The organism is Micromonospora sp. WMMD998, from assembly GCF_029581235.1.
Classification (GTDB): domain Bacteria; phylum Actinomycetota; class Actinomycetes; order Mycobacteriales; family Micromonosporaceae; genus Micromonospora.
In genome coordinates this window covers 564,596-582,629 of the sequence record NZ_CP120740.1, presented here as the reverse complement: position 1 = coordinate 582,629, position 18,034 = coordinate 564,596, and the positions used below count along the sequence as shown (strand labels likewise).

The 18,034-nt window shown below is 74.2% G+C and carries 7 protein-coding genes; all 7 read right to left on the bottom strand.

The window, feature by feature from the left end:
- Window positions 1-61: 61 nt before the first annotated feature.
- Entirely contained in the window at window positions 62-1,150 is a 1,089-nt protein-coding gene (locus O7619_RS02700; RefSeq protein ID WP_282285453.1) for a PHB depolymerase family esterase, read from the bottom strand.
- Window positions 1,151-1,282: 132 nt separating this feature from the next.
- The gene (locus O7619_RS02695; RefSeq protein WP_282285452.1) at window positions 1,283-3,028 is read right to left on the bottom strand and encodes a hypothetical protein; all 1,746 of its coding nucleotides are present in this window, start codon (window positions 3,026-3,028) and stop codon (window positions 1,283-1,285) included.
- Window positions 3,029-3,159: 131 nt separating this feature from the next.
- Window positions 3,160-4,122, bottom strand: coding sequence for a sulfotransferase domain-containing protein (locus O7619_RS02690; RefSeq protein ID WP_282285450.1), 963 nt, complete (start codon window positions 4,120-4,122; stop codon window positions 3,160-3,162).
- Window positions 4,123-4,148: 26 nt separating this feature from the next.
- On the bottom strand, window positions 4,149-4,970 hold the full coding sequence (locus tag O7619_RS02685) for an alpha/beta hydrolase (protein WP_282288652.1): 822 nt from the start codon (window positions 4,968-4,970) through the stop codon (window positions 4,149-4,151).
- A gap of 2 nt (window positions 4,971-4,972) precedes the next feature.
- A complete protein-coding gene (locus O7619_RS02680; protein WP_282285449.1) occupies window positions 4,973-5,281 on the bottom strand; it encodes an acyl carrier protein in 309 nt (102 codons plus the stop codon).
- Between the two features lie 57 nt (window positions 5,282-5,338).
- Complete coding sequence (locus O7619_RS02675) at window positions 5,339-10,288, bottom strand: type I polyketide synthase (protein WP_282285448.1); 4,950 nt, start codon at window positions 10,286-10,288, stop codon at window positions 5,339-5,341.
- A 55-nt stretch (window positions 10,289-10,343) separates the two neighbouring features.
- On the bottom strand, window positions 10,344-17,915 hold the full coding sequence (locus O7619_RS02670; RefSeq protein ID WP_282285447.1) for a type I polyketide synthase: 7,572 nt from the start codon (window positions 17,913-17,915) through the stop codon (window positions 10,344-10,346).
- Between the last annotated feature and the right edge of the window lie 119 nt (window positions 17,916-18,034).

Sequence of the window (18,034 nt, the reverse complement as noted above, 5' to 3'; positions counted from 1 at the left end):
ACTCCTGTTCTGCGGGTGCGGAATGCCGGAATGCCGGAGCCGGCGGCGGGCGACGTGCCGGTCAGCCGCCGCTGGGCTTGGGGTGTGCGGCGAAGAACCGCCAGATCGTGTCGGTGGCGTTCAGCGCGGTGGAGGGGGGATCGAGGTTGAGCAGTTTCTCCGCGCGGGGCGGGTTGGGGCGACCGCCGGGCCACTGGTGGCCGGCGTCGGCGATGGTGATCAGTTCGACGGCGCGGCCCTCGGCGCAGGTCGCCGTCGACCGGGTGACCGGACCGTCGGTGGTCGTCTTCGGCGCGGCGCAGTCGTCGACGGCCCGCCATCGGGCGGCCAGCTCGGGGGTGGGCGGTCCGTCGATCTTCACCGGGTTGCGGCCGGTGCCGCCGTTGTCGCGGCGGCCGGGGCCACCGCCGTACGGCATGGTCTGGTCCTGCCGGCCGTGGATGTGCAGCACCGAGACCGGTTTCGGGTCGGGGCACTGCCCGGTGAGCGTGCTCGCCACCGCCCCGATCGCGGCGAAGGTGGTGGTGTCGCAGACGAGCCGGTACGCCAGCAGCCCGCCGTTGGAGATCCCGGTGACATACCGGCGGGCCGGGTCGACCGGCAGGTCCCGCCCGACGCTGGCGACCAGCTCGGTGATGAAGGCGACGTCGTCGACGCCCTCGCGGGCGGGCGCGCCGCAGCACTGCGGGCCGACGGCCCAGGCCCGGTTCAGCCCGTCGGGGAACAGCACCAGGAAGCCGTCCCGGTCGGCCTGGCCGGTCCAGCCGTACGCCTGCTCGGCCTGCTCGCCGGTGCCGGCCGCGCCGTGCAGCATCACCACGAGCGGGACCGGCGCGGCGAGATCGGCCGAGGCGGGCCGGTACAACCGGTAGCTGCGTTCCCGCCCGTCCACCGTGATCGTGTGGGTGGAACTGCCGACGGGGACGTCCGGCGCCGGGCGTGCCGCGCCGGAGGAGGGGGCGCTCGCCGCCGGGCGTGATCCGCCGTCGGCGGGCCCGTCGTCCTGCCGGCCGAGGCTGCATCCGGTGACGGTGCTCAGGCTGACGAGCAGCGCGAGCGTCCCGGCGAGGTGGGCCGGGGCGGGAGCCGCCGGCCGGCGGGAGCGGCGAGGCTCCGCCCCGACATCAGACCGAATAACGGTAAAAGGCATCATATGAATACTTTCGCCCGCGAATGTTCGAGCCGGGTAAAGGACGTGCCAGGACTCGGCAAGCGGTAACCGGCCGGGAGCGGAGGGGTGCCGGCCCGGCGACGGCGCTGTCACCGGACCGGCCCCCGGCCCTCAGTAGCCCCGGAGCCGGATCAGTTCCCAACCGCCCTCGGGGACGTCGTCGCTCGGGTCGGTCCGCAGGTTCATCGGGTTCGCCATGCCCAGGTAGACGGTGGGACCGTCGGCGACCATGTTGCGGATGCCGTAGTTCAGGTAGTTGCCCAACCCGGTTTTGTCGATCGTCGTCGCCGGTTTCGTCGGCGACGTGAACGCGTACAGGTCACCGCCGTAGACCGCCTCGGGCAGGGCGCTCGCCCGCATCCCGGCCGCCTCCATCGGGGCCTCGGCCAGGTCGTCGGCCAGCTCCGGTGACAGGCCCAATTCGGCGGCCGTCTCCTTGCCCAGCTCCTTGGCCAGGTAGCTCCAGTCCATCGTGCCGACGTACAGCTTCCCGCCGGCCACCACCATCTTCCAGGTGTAGTTGTTGTACGGGTTGCCGAAACCGGCCGGGCCGAACTTCGGCGTCTGGTGCGTCGACTGCAACGCCCACGCCCCCGCCCCGTCGTTGGCCGCCGGGTCGTACGCGGGCAGCTCCGTCGAGCCGTACAACAGGTCGATCTTCTGGAAGTGGGAACCGAAGTTGCGGCCCCGGTAGATGCTGATCGACCGCTGGGTGTTCTGGATGGTGGCCTGGAGGGCCGTCTCGTCCGCCGGCGGGTACACCGCCAGGTGCACCGTGGTCGCCTTCATCGGCACGTGCATCGTGCCCCAGTAGAGGAAGCCGCCGTAGGAGGCCAGCCCGCCCAGGGCGTACGCGCGGGCCACCACCGGGTCCGGCTCGTAGGCGGACACGTTCCACACCTGCTGCCAGCCGTCGGCGTCCTCCGGGTTGAGCCCCGGGGCACCCGCCGCCAGCGGCGGGCTCATCCAGACCGCGGCGATGCTCGCCGGCGGGTCCGCGGCGCCGGCGGTCGGGCCGGCCAACTCGTCGTCCGAGCCCGGCCAGGTGGTGACGAAGACCCGCCCCTGGTGCACGGTGAGATCGGCGGCCTGCGCCGGCAGGTTCGCCACCACCGTGAACGCGAACGGATCCGACTTGCTGCCCGCCCACCGCAGCACGTTGCCGCGCTCGCCGCCGTTCGCGCCGACACCCACCCCGGCGTACAGCGCGTCACCGGCGACGGTGAAGTGCCGGATGTTGCCGTACATCGGGAAGTTGCGGGAGCCCAGGTACGCGCCGGTGTCGGTGTCGAACGCGAACAGGTTGACGCTTGTGCCCAACGCCGGGCCGCCGAGCAGCGCCACCCCGCCGAAGTTGCCGGCCGCCCGGATGCCCGCCGTGGTCTGCAACCGGTTGGCGTCCTCGGTGGAGGCCGCCTTCACCAGGTCGGTCTTCTCGGTCAGCTTCCTGGTCCACGTGTCGTAGGTGTAGAGGCGCGGCTGCCGGTGGTCACCGAGGATGGGCGGCAACTGCGGGTTGCGCTTGGCGACCTGGCTCTCGCCGTACTCGCAGACCCAGTCGTCGTTCACCGTCGGCTTGGTGTTGCGCAGGGCCCGCCCGCTGGTCAGGCAGTTGACGTTCGCTCCGGTGCCGAACCACAGCGTCCGGCCGGCCCGGGTCATCCCCCACAGGTACGCCTGGTTCACCTTCGACTGCCCGCTGGCGCACGGCGGTCCGGCCGGGTACGCCAGCCCGATCCCGGCGAAGCACTCGTCCGGCTGGGCCTTGGCGAGCAACTGCGGGCTGCTCTGGTGCGTGCCGGCCGTGTCGGCGGCGGCAGGCGGCGCGCTGAGCGCCGCCGACGGAGCCACAAGCACGGGCCCGAGTCCGAGTACGGCGACGACGGCCATCAACCGCCGCGCGGAGATCCGGAGTGGATTCAACTGTCTCTCTTTCTAGGGAGGGGACACCCGACCCGGTTTCGGGCGGGAGGACTGACGGGGACAGGTCAGACGGCGGCGGGCTGCCTGCGGGGCGCCGGAGCGACCACCCGCGACGCCACCCGCTCGGCCCAGCCCGACGGGTCGGGGAAGTCCAGGAACCGACCGAGGCCGGTCAGCTCCCCGACCGGGTCGGCGACCAGGTCCTCGTAGGACATCCGGAGCAGGTGCTCCGGCGGCACGTCCCGGAGCGCCTGGTCGGCCTGGCTGCTCATGAAGGCGCACAGGCCCACGTAGCGGCGCAGGTCCTCGCCGCGCTCCCGCAGCGCGTCGGCGGTCAGCCGGTCCGGCAGGTACGGCCGGAGATCCTCCGGCACCGACTCGTCCGCATCGACCCGGAACGGGTCCAGGCCGCACCGGCCGAGGAACTCCACCCGCAGTTGGATGAGCTGGAACGACGAGTGCCGGCTCATCGACCGGGCGGTGTCGTCCCAGTTGCGGGTCAGGTAGACGACCTTGCAGTCCGGAAAGCCCCGCAGCAGGTACGGCGCCACGTGGCTGGAGCCGCCGGAGCGTTCCACCCAGCGGGTCTTGCCGGTCAGCGCGGCGAGCAGGTCCAGGAAGTCGTGGTGGTGCTGGGCCACCGTCTGGGTGCGGAACTGCGGCACCCGCGCGGCGAGCTGGTCGAACAGCGCGTCCGGGTCGGCGGTGAGCTTCGACAGGGTGATGGCCAGGATGCGGGGCAGCTCGGTCAACCGGTCGGCCCACCGGCCGGTGGTCGGGTAGCGGACCTCCTTCGGCGGCAACCCGATCCGGAACAGGGTGGACAGCTCCGCCTTGGGGCTGGCCAGCACCGCCCAGTACTCGGCGCCGGTGAGCACCTCGGCGCTGCGCGCCCAGGGCGCCACCGACATGAAGAACTCCTGGGCCGACAGGGTGTCCGGCTCCTCGTGGATCAGGTCGGACAGCAGCGTGGAGCCGCACCGACCGTTGCTGATGATGATCGACCGCCCGGTGATCGGGGTGTCCATCGGAAGACCTCCTGCGTGTCGCGCCGTCATGCGGTGGTGGGTTGGGCCAGGTCGAGTGAGCAGTCCTCGGCCAGCCAGGCGAAGACGAGCCGGCGGACATCCTCCGGCCGGTCGATGAGCACCGTGTGTTTCTGGTCGGGCAGCACCGTGACCCGGGTCTGCGGCAGCAGCCCGCATACCGTCGGGGCCAGCTCCACCACCGCCGAGTCGCCGCCGTAGAGGCAGAGCACCGGGCAGCCGATGGCGGCCAGCGCCTCGGCCGTCGGCAGCGGACTCGCCGGCAGCTCCCGCGCCAGGCTGGTGTCGGCGAGCATCCGCTGTGTCTCCGCGGCGCGCTGGGCGGCCACCCGGCCCCGCCGGGCCCCGATCTCGGTGACCGCCCCGTCGCGGGGCAGCCGGGCGGCGACCCGGGCGAGTCGCTCACGGACCCGGCGCATCCACTCCGGGACCGGCGGGGCCGACTCCACGGCCACGATGCCGACCACCCGCCCCGGATGCCGGGCGGCGTAGCCGAAGGCGATGGTCCCGCCGAACGAGTTGCCCAGCAGCAGCAGCGGACCGGTGACGTCCAGGCCGGTCAGCAACGCCGCCAGGTCGTCGACGAAGTCGTCCAGGGCGTACCCGGTGGCGGGGCGCTCGCTGCGCCCGTGGCCGCGCAGGTCGTACAGGACGGTCGGGACACCGGCCCGGGACAACGGCTCGGCCAGGGTGAAGTACCAGCTCGCCATGGTGTCCGAGGCCATCCCGTGGATCAGCACGGCGGTCGGCGCCCCGGTCCGGCCGGCGGCGGCCGGACCGGGGGGATCGAGCCGCTGCGTGTGCAGCGTGATCCCGTTCGCCCGGACCATGGTCACCGGCTGCCCGCCCCGACCTCGTCGGCCTTCGCCAACGAATCGGCGATGTGCGTGACGAGCTGCCCGACCGTCAGCTCACGGACGGTCTCCAGATCCAGCTTGGCGACGAAGTGGGCGAAGTTCACCGTGTCGCCGTAGCGGGCCTGGAGCCGGCCGGCGAGCGCGACGACGTCGATGCTCTCCATTCCCAGGTCGTCGGAGAACGTGGTGTCCATGGTGACCACCTGGTCGTCCGCGAAGTCACCGAGCACGGCGTCGATCATCTCGGTGAGTTCGGCGAGGATGGTGTCCTGGGCGGCGGGCATGGCGGTGCTCCTTCTGCTTGTCGGTCGGATGGGCGGTGCTGCGCAGCGGGTCGCGGATCACGGCCCGGACACCCCGGGCGGGGTCGCCGGCGACGGCTCCGGCCCCCAGGTCCAGGCGACGACGTACCGGCGGGGCGGCAGGTCCTCCGGGTTGGCCACGTCCCGGTGACCGACCCGGTACGCCCGCCCGCCGATCTCGACGGTCAGCCCGGAGTCGGTGGCCGAGTAGACCCGGAACCGGCGCGGTGAGCCGTCCAGCCCGGTGCCCTCGGCCTTGGCGACCGCCTCCTTCGCGGCCCAGAACCGGGTGAACCACAGCCGCCGGGCCCCGGCGTCCGTGCCGGCCAGGGAGGACAGCAGGCTCAACTCGGCGGGGGTGAGGGCGAAGGTGAAGGTGCTCGCCGGGTGGTCGGTGACCTCCGCGACGTCGATGCCGACGCCCGGACCGCCGGCTGTCGCGCCCGGTGCCCGGCGGCGGGCGATCGCCACCCCGATCTCCGCGCAGTGGGCCAGGGAGACATCGCAGTCGCCGAGGTCGCGGCCGGGCCGACCACGGACCCAGGGCCGGCCGTCCGGGTCGTTGCCGACGGTCAGCTCGATCGGGTAGATGTCGGTGTGGCCGTCCTCCCACAGCCGGGCCCGCACCGCGTCCTTCGCCGCGATCCGGCCCAGCATCCACTGCTTGCGGGTCTTCGCCGGCTGCCGCTCGTACTCGGCGTAACCGGCGCCGCCGAGGATGCCCCGGGCCGCCATGCCCCGGGTGACCAGGTCGGTCCAGCAGTCGAAGGCCATCGTCCAACCCTCGGGCTGCAACAGCGACATCGGGTGCCGCTCGGGGAACCGCTCCGCGACCCGGGCCTGCGGGTGGCTGTCGAACCGGCGGTCCACCGCCCCCTCGATCTCCGCCCAGACCCGTCCGTGGTAGCTGAGCTGGGTGTCGGCGACGAGCTTGCCGTCGTCGATGACGCGGACCCGGGCGACGCACTCGAACGCCCGGCCGGCCGGTGGGGGTGGCCCGTAGAACCGCACCTGCCCGAGCCCCACCGGCAACGCGACCGTCCGGAACGGCTGCGTGGTGATCAGCCAGTTGCCGATGAGCTGGAGCGCGTTGTCCAGCAGCGCCCCGGGTGGCTCCGGGGCGGTGACGACGCCGCGCACGTGCATGTCGCCGAGCGCGTGCACCTCGGTCACGCCCTGGAACTGCGGGCCGTGGAACATCAGCCGCTCCGCGTACATCTCGGCGGCGCCGAGGGTCGGCGGTCGTTCGGTGGCCGGGTCGTGGGTCCAGACCGGCGGCGGCGTCGGGTACGCGGGGCCGACCTCGATGGTCGCGCGGGCATATCCGGCGAAGGCGACCGAATACCGGTTCGGGCCGGCGGCCCGGACCACGATCTCGACGTCGGTGGCCGGTTCGGCGATCAGCCACTTGTTGAACTTGGCGTCGTGCACCGCCACCACCGGGACACCGGGCACGAGCTGCTCCACCGCTTCCATCATGTGCGCGACCAGGGCGGTCGCCGGCACCACCGGCCACCGGTCCTCCGGGTCCGGCCAGTCGTCGGGCTGCACGAAGAAGCAGTGGTCCAGCAGGTAGGGCATGGTCTCCAGGGAGACCCGCCGGGTGATCCGACCGATCTCCGCACCGGCCCCGGTCCCCGGACGCAGCGGGCCGGTGGTGGTCACCGGTGGCCGCGCGGGCGTGGTGCCGGCCGGTGCCGCCGCGGTCGGGGTCACCGGCCGGGCGGGACGGGTCGGTGCAGCCGTGCCGCTGCCGCCGGTGGCCGTCCGCAGCGCCGCCGGGCCCGACGTGTTCTCCCGCAGCAGGGCGGCGAGCTCGGCCGCCGCGCTGGACCCGCCCGCGAGCCGTTGCAGCGCGTCCAGCGCGGCGGTCGACCGGGCGGCGGTCGCCTGTGCGACGGGTGCCTGTGCGGCGGTCGCCTGTGCGACGGGTGCCTGTGCGGCGGGCGTCTGTGTGCCGGGCGTCTGTGCGGCGGCGGGTGCCTGTGCGGCGGGTGCCTGTGCGGCGGGCGTCTGTGCGGCGGCGGGTGCCGGTGCGGCGGGTGGTCGGGCCGCCGGGGGTGGTGCGGCGGCCGGCGTCGGCGCGCCACCCTGTCCGGTGGCGGTGCGGCCGATCATGGTGACGACGGGCCGGGGCGCACCGTTGCCGTTGCCCGGCGTCGGCAGCGCCGGTTCGGGCGACGCGGTCACCCCGAGCAGGCCGGCGGCGTCCGCGCCGAGACGGACCAGCGGCCCGCCGAGGTCGAGCTTCATCCGTGGGCCACGCCGGGCGGCGCCGCCCCGCGGCTTCGCCGGGCCGCCGTCGGCGCCCGCCGCCGGCATCCGGCCGTTGCCCGGTGCCCGGGTACGGTCCCCGGTGTCCAGCGCCCGCAGGTCCGGTGCGGCCCCCTCCACCCACAGCGCGGTGGCGACCCGGCGTAGCTGGTTCAGCCCGCTGCGGTGCGCGGTGTTCACCGGCATCGCGAGGTGGTCGCGCCCGCGCAGGTTGTCACCGATGAGCGAGGCGAGCTGCCCCGCGCCGACCTGGAGGAACACCCGGAACCCGGCGTCGTACATCGCCTCGACGGTCTGCCGGAACCAGACCGGCTCCATCATGTGCCGGACGAAGATCCGGTTGACCTCGTCCTCGTCGGCGGGGAACGGTGCGTGCAGGGTCGCCGACCACACCGGCATCCGGGTCGGGTGCACCTCCCAGCGGCCCAGGGCGGCGCCGATCGAGGTGAGCCCGTCGGCGAAGGCGGGGGTGTGGAACGCCGACCGGAACGGCAGCTTCTGACACAGGACGTTACGGGTACGCAGCGCCTCGACGAGCCGGTCGACCTGCGGCTCGGGGCCGTTGACGACCGACTGTGCCGGGGCGTTGTCATGCGACAGGACCACCCCGGGATAGTCGCCGAGCAGCGGGGTGACCTGGTCCGCGCCGGCCCCGACGGCGGCGAAGACGTAGCCGGAGACCTCCACCGAGTCGGCGTTGAACAGGTCGAGGAACTCGTCCATCGCGGCGGTGCTGATCTGGCCGCTGACCGCGGCGGCGGTCCACTCGCCGATGCTGTGCCCGGCGACCGCGTCGGGCCGTACCCGGATCCGGGCCAGCGCCTCGTCGAGCAGCTTGCCCACCTCGATCAGCCCGGCGCCGTGCCGGCCCAGGTCGGCGGCGGACCAGTCCCGGTCCGGCAGGCCGAAGTGGGCGGCCAGATCGGCGGTCCGAGGAGCGAACTCCGCCTCCAGGCCGGGGAAGACGAAGGCGAGCTTGCCCGCCCCCGCGCCGAGCAGCGGCCGGGGGCTGAACCAGATGTCCCGTCCGCCCCGCCACGCCTGGCCCCGGGCGACCGTCTTGCGGGCCACCGCGAGCAGCTTGTCCGTCGGGTTGACGACGCCCAGCCGGGTCCGCGCGGGGGCGTCCCCGCCGGAGCGGGCGGCCAGCTCGACGCCGAGTCGGCGTACCTCGTGGTCGTCGCGGGCCAGCAGCTCGGCGAGCCCGGCCGGGTCCGGCGCGGCCAGCCAGAGCACCTGGTCCGGCTCGTCGACCACGGCCCGGCCGGCGGCCGGGGCGGTCGGCGCGACCACCGGCTCGCCCACCGACACGGGCGGCTGCTCGATGATCAGGTGGGCGTTGATCCCGCCGAAGCCGAACGCGTTGACCCCGGCCCGTCGGGGCCCGTCGCTCTCCCACGGCCGGGCGGTGTCGATCGGCGCGAACCGGGTCGCCGCCATCTCCGCGCGCGGCGTCTCGCAGTGCAGGGTCGGTGGCAGCACCCCCCGGTGCACCGCGAGCGCGGCCTTGATCAGACCGGCCACCCCGGCGGCCGGCATGGTGTGCCCGATCATCGACTTCACCGAGCCGATCACCGGCCGGGGACCCCCGGCGTACGGGCCGAACACCTGCGCCACAGTGGTCAGCTCGGCGGCGTCCCCGGTCGGGGTTCCGGTGCCGTGCGCCTCCAGCAGCCCCAGCGCGTCCGGGGCGGTCGGGTCGAGCCCGGCCGACTCCCAGGCCCGTCTGATCGCCAGCACCTGACCGGGAACCGCCGGGTTGAACATGCTCGCCGACTTGCCGTCGCTCGACACCCCGCTGCCCCGGATCACCGCGTAGACCCGGTCGCCGTCGCGCACCGCGTCGGCGTACCGCTTGAGCACCACCACGCCGGTGCCCTCGCCGATCAGCAACCCGTCGGCGGCGGCGTCGAACGGCCGGATCTCGCCCTGCCGCGACAGCGCCCGGAGCTGGTTGAACACCGACCAGAAGCTGATGTCGTGCACGTGGTGCACGCCACCGGCGAGCACCGCGTCCAACCGGCCGTTGACCAGCTCGGTGATGCCCTGGTCCACGGCGATCAGCGACGACGCGCAGGCCGCGTCGATGGTGTACGCCGGGCCGCGCAGGTCGAGCCGGTTGGCCACCCGGGAGGCGGCCAGGTTCGGCACCAGGCCGATGGTCCCCTCCGGCTGGTACGGCCCGAGCCGCTCGTCGAACTTCTTGCGCAGCAGCTCCAACCGGGCCGGGTCGACGTCCGGAATCAGCTCCCGCAGAATGCTGACCACCTGGCTGGACATCCGCACCCGCTGGGCGTACCGGGCCTGGGCGGGGCTGAGGATGCCGCCCCGGCCGAGGATCACCCCGATCCGGTCGCGGGCCGGCAGCCGGTCGTCGCCCCCCGCGTCGTCGATGGCCGCGGCGGCCACCTCCAACGTGATGAGCTGGTCCGGCTCGATGTCCCCGACGGAGGCGGGCATCACCCCGAAGCGCAGCGGCTCGAAGGTCGCGTACTCGTCGACGAAGCCGCCCCGCCGGCAGTACATCCGGTCGGCCCGGTGGGCCTGCTCCGGGTCGTAGAACTCCTCGTCCCAGCGATGGACGGGGACATCGGTGATCGCGTCGACCCCGGTGATCAGGTTGCGCCAGTAGCTCTCCAGGTCACCGGCCGAGGGCATCAGGGCGGCCATCCCGACGATCGCGATCCGGTCGGGCGCGGTGGCGCCGTTGTTCATCGGTTCCTCCGACGACTGGTGAGGCGGGCAGGGGTGGGACCGCACATCGACGCGCTCACCAGCCCGAGGCGGTGTAGACGACCGAGGTGACCGACGCATCGGCCCAGGCCAACTCGCGCAACAGGGCCAGCGCGCCCTCCTCCGGGTCGATCAGGCCGATGCCGCGCCGGGCGTACTCCCGGCTCAGCTCGGCGGTGACCATGCCGCCGTGCCCGGCGCCCGGGGCCCACGGTCCCCAGTGCACGGTCAGGCAGCGCACCCCGGTCCGGGCCGCGTACCTGGTGCCGATGGAGTCCAGGGCGTCGTTGGCCGCCGCGTAGTCGGCCTGGCCGCGGTTGCCGTAGGCGGCGGCGATGCTGCCGAAGAAGACCACGAAGCGCGGCGCGGTGGGCAGCGCGTCGAGGCCCGCCAGCAGCCCGCGCGCCCCGTCGACCTTGGTGTCGAAGACCCGGGTGAACGACGCCGGGTCCTTCTCGGCGATCAGCTTGTCCTCGATGATCCCGGCGGCGTAGACCACCCCGTCGAGGCGGCCGTGCTCGGCGTGGATCTCGGCGAGCAGCCGCCGGGTGGCGGCGGCGTCCCGTACGTCCAGGGCGTGGTAGCGGACCTCCCCGCCCAGCTCGGTCAGCTCGGCGATGGTCGCGGTCACCTCCCGCGCCGCCAGGATGCCCTGCGCGGTCCGGGCGATCTCGGCCGGTGTGGAGGCCCCGCGCCGGGCCAGCACCCCGACCAGCGCGGCCCGGTCCCCGGCGCTCGCCAGCTCCGGGTCCTCCGGGCCGGCCGGCAGCGGGGTCCGACCGACCAGCTCGATGCGGCAGCCGGTGGCCGAGGCGAGCGCCCGGGCGAACCACGGGGTGATGCCCCGCGCCCCACCGATCAGCACCACCACCGAGTCGCGTTCCAGGCCGATCGCGGCGGCCTCGGACACCCCGTCGCCGGCCGGTCCGGCGCCCCCGGCGGCCAGCGCGCCCAGCTCGACCGGGACCAGGTCGGCGACGTACCGGTCGGCGCCGCGCCGGGCGACCACCGGGGCGTCGGCGACGGTGAGCAGTTCGTCGACGAGTTGCCGGGCGATGGTCTCCGGCGTCGCCGCCGGATCCACCGCCACGAAGCGGGCGGCCAGTCCGGGATACTCGCGGGCGATCGTGCGGAACAGTCCGGGCATGCCGTCGGCCGCGCCGGCGACGTCCTGCGCCCCGGCGGCGAGCAGCCAGCGCGGCCCGGCGGCCAGGACCCGCTGCAACAGCGGGAACACGTCGGGCAGCAGCGGCTCGTCGAGGTTGGTCAGCCCGTCGAGCACCAGCACCCCGTCGAAACCCTGACCGGCCTGCGCGCTGTCGAGCACACCCAACTGGCCGCCGGCGCCGTACGCGCCGAGCAGTTCGGCCAGGTACGCCCCGACCGGTCCACCGCCGGTGATCAGGAAGCGCATTCCGGTGAGGGCGGCAGCCGGGTCGGCGCTCTGCCCGGCCTGGACGCTCTCCCGGGCGACCAGCCGCTTCGGCGCGATCCCCACTCCCGTACCGGCCCCGGCGGGATCCGGAGCGGGTGTGGGTGCGGGTGCGGGTGCGGCGGTGACGGCGGCCGGCGTGGCGGCGGTCGCCGGCACGGTGGTGGCCGTGACGTGGATGGTGGCGCTCATCTTCTGGTCGAGCCAGGTGACCATGGCGCGGACGGTGCGGGCCTTGACGAGGTCTTCGAGTTCGCTTTCGTCGCCTTCGACGCTGAGGGCGAGGCGTTGGGCGACTTCGCCGGCGACTTCGGCGCGTTTGATGGAGTCGATGGAGAGGTCGGCTTCGAGGTCGAGGTCGGGCTCGATGAGGTCGACCGGGTAGCCGGTGCGCTCGCTGATCACGGCGAGGATCGCCTGCTGGAACTCGGCGAGGGAGACGCCGGCGGGCGCGGCGGCCCCGGCGGGCGGGGCGGGCGGGTCGACCGGGGCGGCGGGGAGCGCCCCGGCGGGGGCCACCGCCAGCGGGCCGGTCGTGGTGGCCGAGACGTGGATGGTGGCGCTCATCTTCTGGTCGAGCCAGGTGACCATGGCGCGGACGGTGCGGGCCTTGACGAGGTCTTCGAGTTCGCTTTCGTCGCCTTCGACGCTGAGGGCGAGGCGTTGGGCGACTTCGCCGGCGACTTCGGCGCGTTTGATGGAGTCGATGGACAGGTCGGCTTCGAGGTCGAGGTCGAGTTCGATGAGGTCGACCGGGTAGCCGGTGCGCTCGCTGATCACGGCGAGGATCGCCTGCTGGAACTCGGCGACGCCCGGACCGGCCGGCGCGGCCGGCGCGGGGGCCGCCACCTGGCCGGTCGGGGTTCCGGCGGACACCACGGCGGTGGCCGCGACGACGCCGCCGACCGCGGGCGAGACGGGCATGACGTCCGGGGTGACCGGAACGGGCCGACTGATCGCCGGTGCCGGTGCCGTGGCCAGCGCGGTGCCGCCGTTCGACATCGACGCCGCGGGCAACGCGGCGGGGGTGGCCGCGGGGTGGGCGACCGGGGCGGGTGTCGTGGCCGGGACCACCGCCGGTCGGGGCTCCGGGGAGGGTGTCGTCGGTCCGGCGGGCAGCGCCGGGTACTCCTGCGGATAGGCCCCCGTGGGCTGGCCGGTCGGCCGGGGGCCCGCGTCCGGGGATTCGCCGAGGAAGGCGAGCATCACGTCCCGCTGGGTGGCGATCATCTCCCGGGTGGTGCGCAGGTACTCACGGAGCAACTCGCCCCGGATGTCCCGGACGGCCGCCGGCTCGGGGTCGCTGACGGTCCGGACGGTCCGGACGGCCACGGGTTCGGGGCCGTTGCGGGTGCCGGTGGCGGCGCCGGGGGTGGTGGCGGTGCCATTGGCAGAGGTCATCGACAACTCCTTGATCCGTCGGGGAGGGGTCATGCCACCGGGAAGACAGTTGCCGTGCTGGTCCCGGACGAGTTGGCCGTCGACCGTCCAGAGCGGACGACGGGGCGGTGCGGTGGTGCTGCCGTCGGCGACCCGCCCGTGGAAGAGCCAGTCGGGACGGACCGGGGCGCCGGCGCAGGCGAGTTCGGCGACCGAGATGAGGAATCCGCGCAGCCCGTCGGAGGGGCCGCGCTCGCAGGCCACCGTCCGGTGCGGCCGGTCGCCGAGCACCGCCTGCACCAGCCGGGTGAGCACCTGGCCGGGGCCGACCTCGACGAAGAGGCGCGCGCCGGCGGCGTACATCGCCTCGATCTGCTCGACGAAGCGGACCGGTGCGCCGATCTGTTCGGCGAGGTGGTGGCGGACCTGGCCGGCGTCGCCGGAGTACGGCGCGGCGGTCAGGTTCGACCAGACCGGGATGCGGGGCTCGGCGATCGACCGGGCGGCGAGCACCTCGGCGAAGGTCTCCACCGCGCCGGCCACCACCGGGCTGTGGAAGGCGCAGGCCACCGGGATGGTCCGGGCGGACAGGCCGGCGTTCTTGAACGCGACCACCGCCGCCCGTACCTTCGCCGTCGGGCCGGAGACCACCACCTGTTGCGGGGCGTTCCGGTTGGCCAGCACCACCTCGCTGGCCAGGCCGGCTCCGGCAAGCGCCTGGGCGACCTGGTCGGCGGTGGCGTTGACCGCCGCCATGGTGCCCGGGTCCTCACCGCAGGCTCCGAGGATGGCCGCCGCCCGTTCCCGGCTCAGGTCGAGCAGGGTGGCCGCGTCGAACGCCCCGGCGACGCAGAGTCCGACGAGTTCGCCGTAGCTGTGGCCGGCGGTCATGTCCGGTCGGACCCCGAGCCGGCGCAGCAGGTGGTCCATGGCGAGGCCGCCGATGCCCAGCACCGGTTGGGCGACCCGGGTGTCGCGTACCCGGTCCTCCTGGGCGCGTCGGGACTCCTGGTCGAACGCGGTCGGTGGGAAGAGCAGCTCCGCCGCCGGCCGGTCGAGTTCGAGGTAGTGCCGCAGCTCGGGGAAGGCGACGAAGAGTTCGCCGAGGGCGCCGGGGCGCTGGCTGCCCTGGCCGGGGAAGAGGAACGCCACCTGACCGGGCCCGACCGGGTCGGTCCCGGTCGGCTGGACCAGGCCCCGGGCCGGGTCGTGCTCGCCGGCCAGGGCCCGGTGCAGCAGGGCCTCCAGTTCGGCCAGGTCCCGGGCGACCACCGCGACCTGGGTCGTACCGGACCGGTTGGCCGCCTTGGTGGCGACCGAAGCGGCCAGCTCGGCGAGTCGCCCCGGCCGGTCCCGTCCCCGGTCGCCGGCAAGGCTCTCCAGCAGTTGCCGGATCGGTTGGTGGGCGGCGGCGCGGTCCGTGCCCCGGAAGCAGAACAGCTCCGCCGGCCAGATCCGCTGCGCGTGCCGGGGTTCCGGCGCGTTCGGGTACGCGCTGAGCACCACGTGGAAGTTGGTGCCGCCGAAGCCGAACGCGCTGACCCCGGCGATCCGTTCGGCGGCCGGCACCGGCCACGGGCGGGCCTCGGTGAAGAACACGAACGGACTCTGCTGCGGGTGCCAGGCCGGGTTGGGCCGTTCCAGGTGGATGGTGGGGGGCCGGATGCCGTGGTGAAGCGCGAGCGTCGCCTTGATCAGGCCGGCCAGCCCGGCGGCGCACTTGGTGTGCCCGATCTGGGACTTCACCGAGCCGAGCGCGCAGCCACCCGGTGCGGCCCCGGCCTCGACGAACATCCGGGTCAGCGTTTCCAGTTCGGTGCGGTCGCCGACCACGGTGCCGGTGCCGTGCGCCTCCACCAGCCCGACCTCCCGCGGGGAGATGCCGGTGCGGTGGTAGGCCCGGTCCAGGGCCCGCCGCTGCCCGTCGGGGCGCGGCGCGGTCAGGCCGAGGGCCCGGCCGTCGCTGGCCCCGCCGAGCCCCTTGATCACGCCGTAGATCCGGTCGCCGTCGCGTTCGGCGTCGGCCAGCCGCTTGAGGACGACGCACGCGACGCCCTCGCCGAGGGCGATCCCGTCGCCGGTGCTGTCGAAGGGGCGGGACCGGCCGGTGGGGGACAGCGCGTGGGCGGAGGTGAACATGAGGTAGTCGTTGACGCCGTTGTGCAGGTCGGCGCCGCCGCAGATCATCAGGTCACTGTCGCCGCTGACCAGTTCCTTGCAGGCGGCGTCCATGGCGGCGAGCGACGAGGCGCAGGCCGCGTCGATGGTGTAGTTCGGGCCACCCAGGTCGAGCCGGTTGGCGACCCGACCGGCGATCACGTTGGCCAGCACGCCGGGGAAGCTGTCCTCGGTGACCGTGGGCAGCAGTTCCTGCATCTGCTCGGGCACCTCACCCAGGTACGCCGGCAGCATGGTGCGCAGGGTCTGCGCGTGCCCCATGTCGCTGCCGGCCTCCGCGCCGAACACGACGCCGGTGCGGGCGTGGTCGGCCCCCGGGGCGTCGTACGGGTAACCGGCGTCGACCAAGGCCCGGTGGGAGACCTCCAGGGCGAGCAACTGGGTCGGGTCGATGCTGCTCAACGCGGCCGGCGGGATGCCGTAGCCGATGGCGTCGAAGGGCACCGGCTCGATGAACCCGCCCCACTTGGAGACGCTGACCCGGCCGGTCTGCCCCGGTCCGACCGCGGGGGCGTAGTAGTGCTCGGTGTCCCAGCGGTCGGCCGGGACCTCGGTGACGGTGTCGGCGCCGCTGAGCACGGTACGCCAGAAGCTGTCCAGGTCGGGGGAGCCGGGCAGCATGCAGGCCATCCCGACGATCGCGATGTCGAGCGGGGCGGGCGGCTGGTCGGTCTCGGCGGCCGGCGGCGCGAGCCGGGCCCGCAGCGCGTCGAGCCGGTCGGCGTGCAGGCCCCGTACCTCGGTGGTGACCGTGTCGTGCAGCGCGGCGATGGTGGTGGCGCGGTCGCGCAGCACGGCGACCTGGCCGGCCATGAACAGCCCGTCGCTGGCCTGGACGCTCTCGTCGACGGCCTCGACGACGTCGCCGGAGCGGCGCAGGCCCTTGCTGGCGATGCGCAGCCGGCCGACGTTGAGCAGTTCCAGTTGCTCCCACACCTCGCGGTTCTCCACCCCGGCGCCCTCCAGTTGGGTCCGCAGTTGGTGGAAGTCGTCGACGAACGGGGTGTGCAGGCAACGGGTGGCGTGCCCGGGGGCGGTCTCCAGCAGCGCGGTGTGCTCGGCGGTGAGCGCCTCACGTTGGAACAGCGGCTGGACCGCGCCGTGGCTCACGGCCTCGGCGGTGAACAGGTACGCGGTGCCCATCAGCACGCCGACCCGGGCGCCCCGGCGGGCCAGCGGCGCGGCCATCGTGGCCACCATCGCCGCCGAGCGGGCGTCGTGCACCCCGCCGGCGAAGAAGATCTGTAGCTGCGCGCCGGCGGCCGGGTCGGTGTCCAGATGCTCGTCGAGCACCGCAAGCTGGGCCTCCCACAGCGGGAAGCTCGCCCGGGGGCCCACGTGCCCGCCGCACTCGGCGCCCTCGAAGATGAACTTGCGGGCGCCGGAGCGCAGGAACTGGCGCAGCAGGCCGGGTGAGGGGACGTGCAGGAAGGTGCTGATCCCCTGCTCCTCCAGGGCGCGGGCCTGCGGTGGCCGGCCACCGGCGATGATGGCGCAGGCGGGTCGGATCTCCCGGATGACGTCCAGTTGCGCGGCGCGTAGTTCCTCGGGCGCGAAGCCGAGCACCCCGACACCCCAGGGGCGGTCGCCGAGCTGTGCGGCGGTCTCGGCGAGCATCCGGCGGCACTGGTCGGCCGAGTTCAAGGCGAGGGCGATGAACGGCAGCGCGCCGCCGTCCGCGACCGCCGCGGCGAAGGACGCCTCGTCGCTGACCCGGGTCATCGGGCCCTGGGCGACCGGCACCCGCACCCCGAGGGCCGCGGCGAGGGGAGCGCCGGGCTGGAGCAGGTCGGCGGCGTCGGGGCCGTCGACGGCGTCGAGCATCTCCGCGCGCATCCCCCGGACGGCGGCCGAGGTGTCCGGCCAGCGATCGGCGAAGGAGGCCGCCAGCCAACCGTCCTGCCCCACGGGCAGCAGTTCGGTGTCGGCGCCCTGCGGGCCGCCCCGGCGGATGCCCCGTACGCCGTCGCGCAGGACGGTCTCCGAGCCGTCCATCCGCCGGATCACGGCCCGGACGTCGGCCGGCAGGTCCGACTCGGGCATCAGGGCGAGCTGGGTGTCCAGCAGGACGCCGGCCGCGCCGCCGATCAGGCAGGCGCCCGCGGTGCGCGGGCCGATCCCGCCGGCCACCCAGATCGGCAGGTCGACGGTGTCGTCGGCGACGAGCTGTTGGAGCAGGACGAACGAGCTGAGCTCGCCGATCCGGCCACCGGCTTCCATGCCCCGGGCGATCAGGCCGTGTGCCCCGGCCGCCGCCGCGGCGCGCGCCTCGGCCCGGCTGGTCACCTCCACGAGCACCCGGTAGTGCGGGGTGATCTCGGCCAGCGGCCAGGGGCTCGCCGGCTCGACCACGACCAGGTCCACCCGGTCGTTCGCGGCCTGCGCCAACTGGGCGGGGGTGGCCCGGCAGCCCGCCGGCACCCGGACGCCGATCGGCGTGGTGGACCAGCCCGTGGCGCGGGCGAGTGCCCGTAGCGACCAGTCGTCGCCGGTGGCCAGGTCGATGATGCCCTGCCCACCACCGGCGGCGGTGGCGGCCGTGATCCGTGGGCTGGGTTCCAGGACGCCGACGGGGCTGACGACCAGGATCAGGTCACGCGTGTACGGTGCGCTACTCATCGGGCTCCCACTTCGGTCGCGAAGGATCGCGTGGTGACGGGCGGATTGCCGGCCGGACACCGGCGAGTACGGGGCTGATTTGCGACAGTCAATGTCGCGTTGCGTCACAGCCTAGCTTC

Bases quoted from the DNA above. Each gene is read 5' to 3' on its own strand.
- O7619_RS02700 (WP_282285453.1), bottom strand. From the start codon at position 1,150: ATGCCTTTTACCGTTATTCGGTCTGATGTCGGGGCGGAGCCTCGCCGC.
- O7619_RS02685 (WP_282288652.1), bottom strand. From the start codon at position 4,970: ATGGTCCGGGCGAACGGGATCACGCTGCACACGCAGCGGCTCGATCCC.
- O7619_RS02675 (WP_282285448.1), bottom strand. From the start codon at position 10,288: ATGAACAACGGCGCCACCGCGCCCGACCGGATCGCGATCGTCGGGATG.
- O7619_RS02690 (WP_282285450.1), bottom strand. From the start codon at position 4,122: ATGGACACCCCGATCACCGGGCGGTCGATCATCATCAGCAACGGTCGG.
- O7619_RS02680 (WP_282285449.1), bottom strand. From the start codon at position 5,281: ATGCCCGCCGCCCAGGACACCATCCTCGCCGAACTCACCGAGATGATC.
- O7619_RS02670 (WP_282285447.1), bottom strand. From the start codon at position 17,915: ATGAGTAGCGCACCGTACACGCGTGACCTGATCCTGGTCGTCAGCCCC.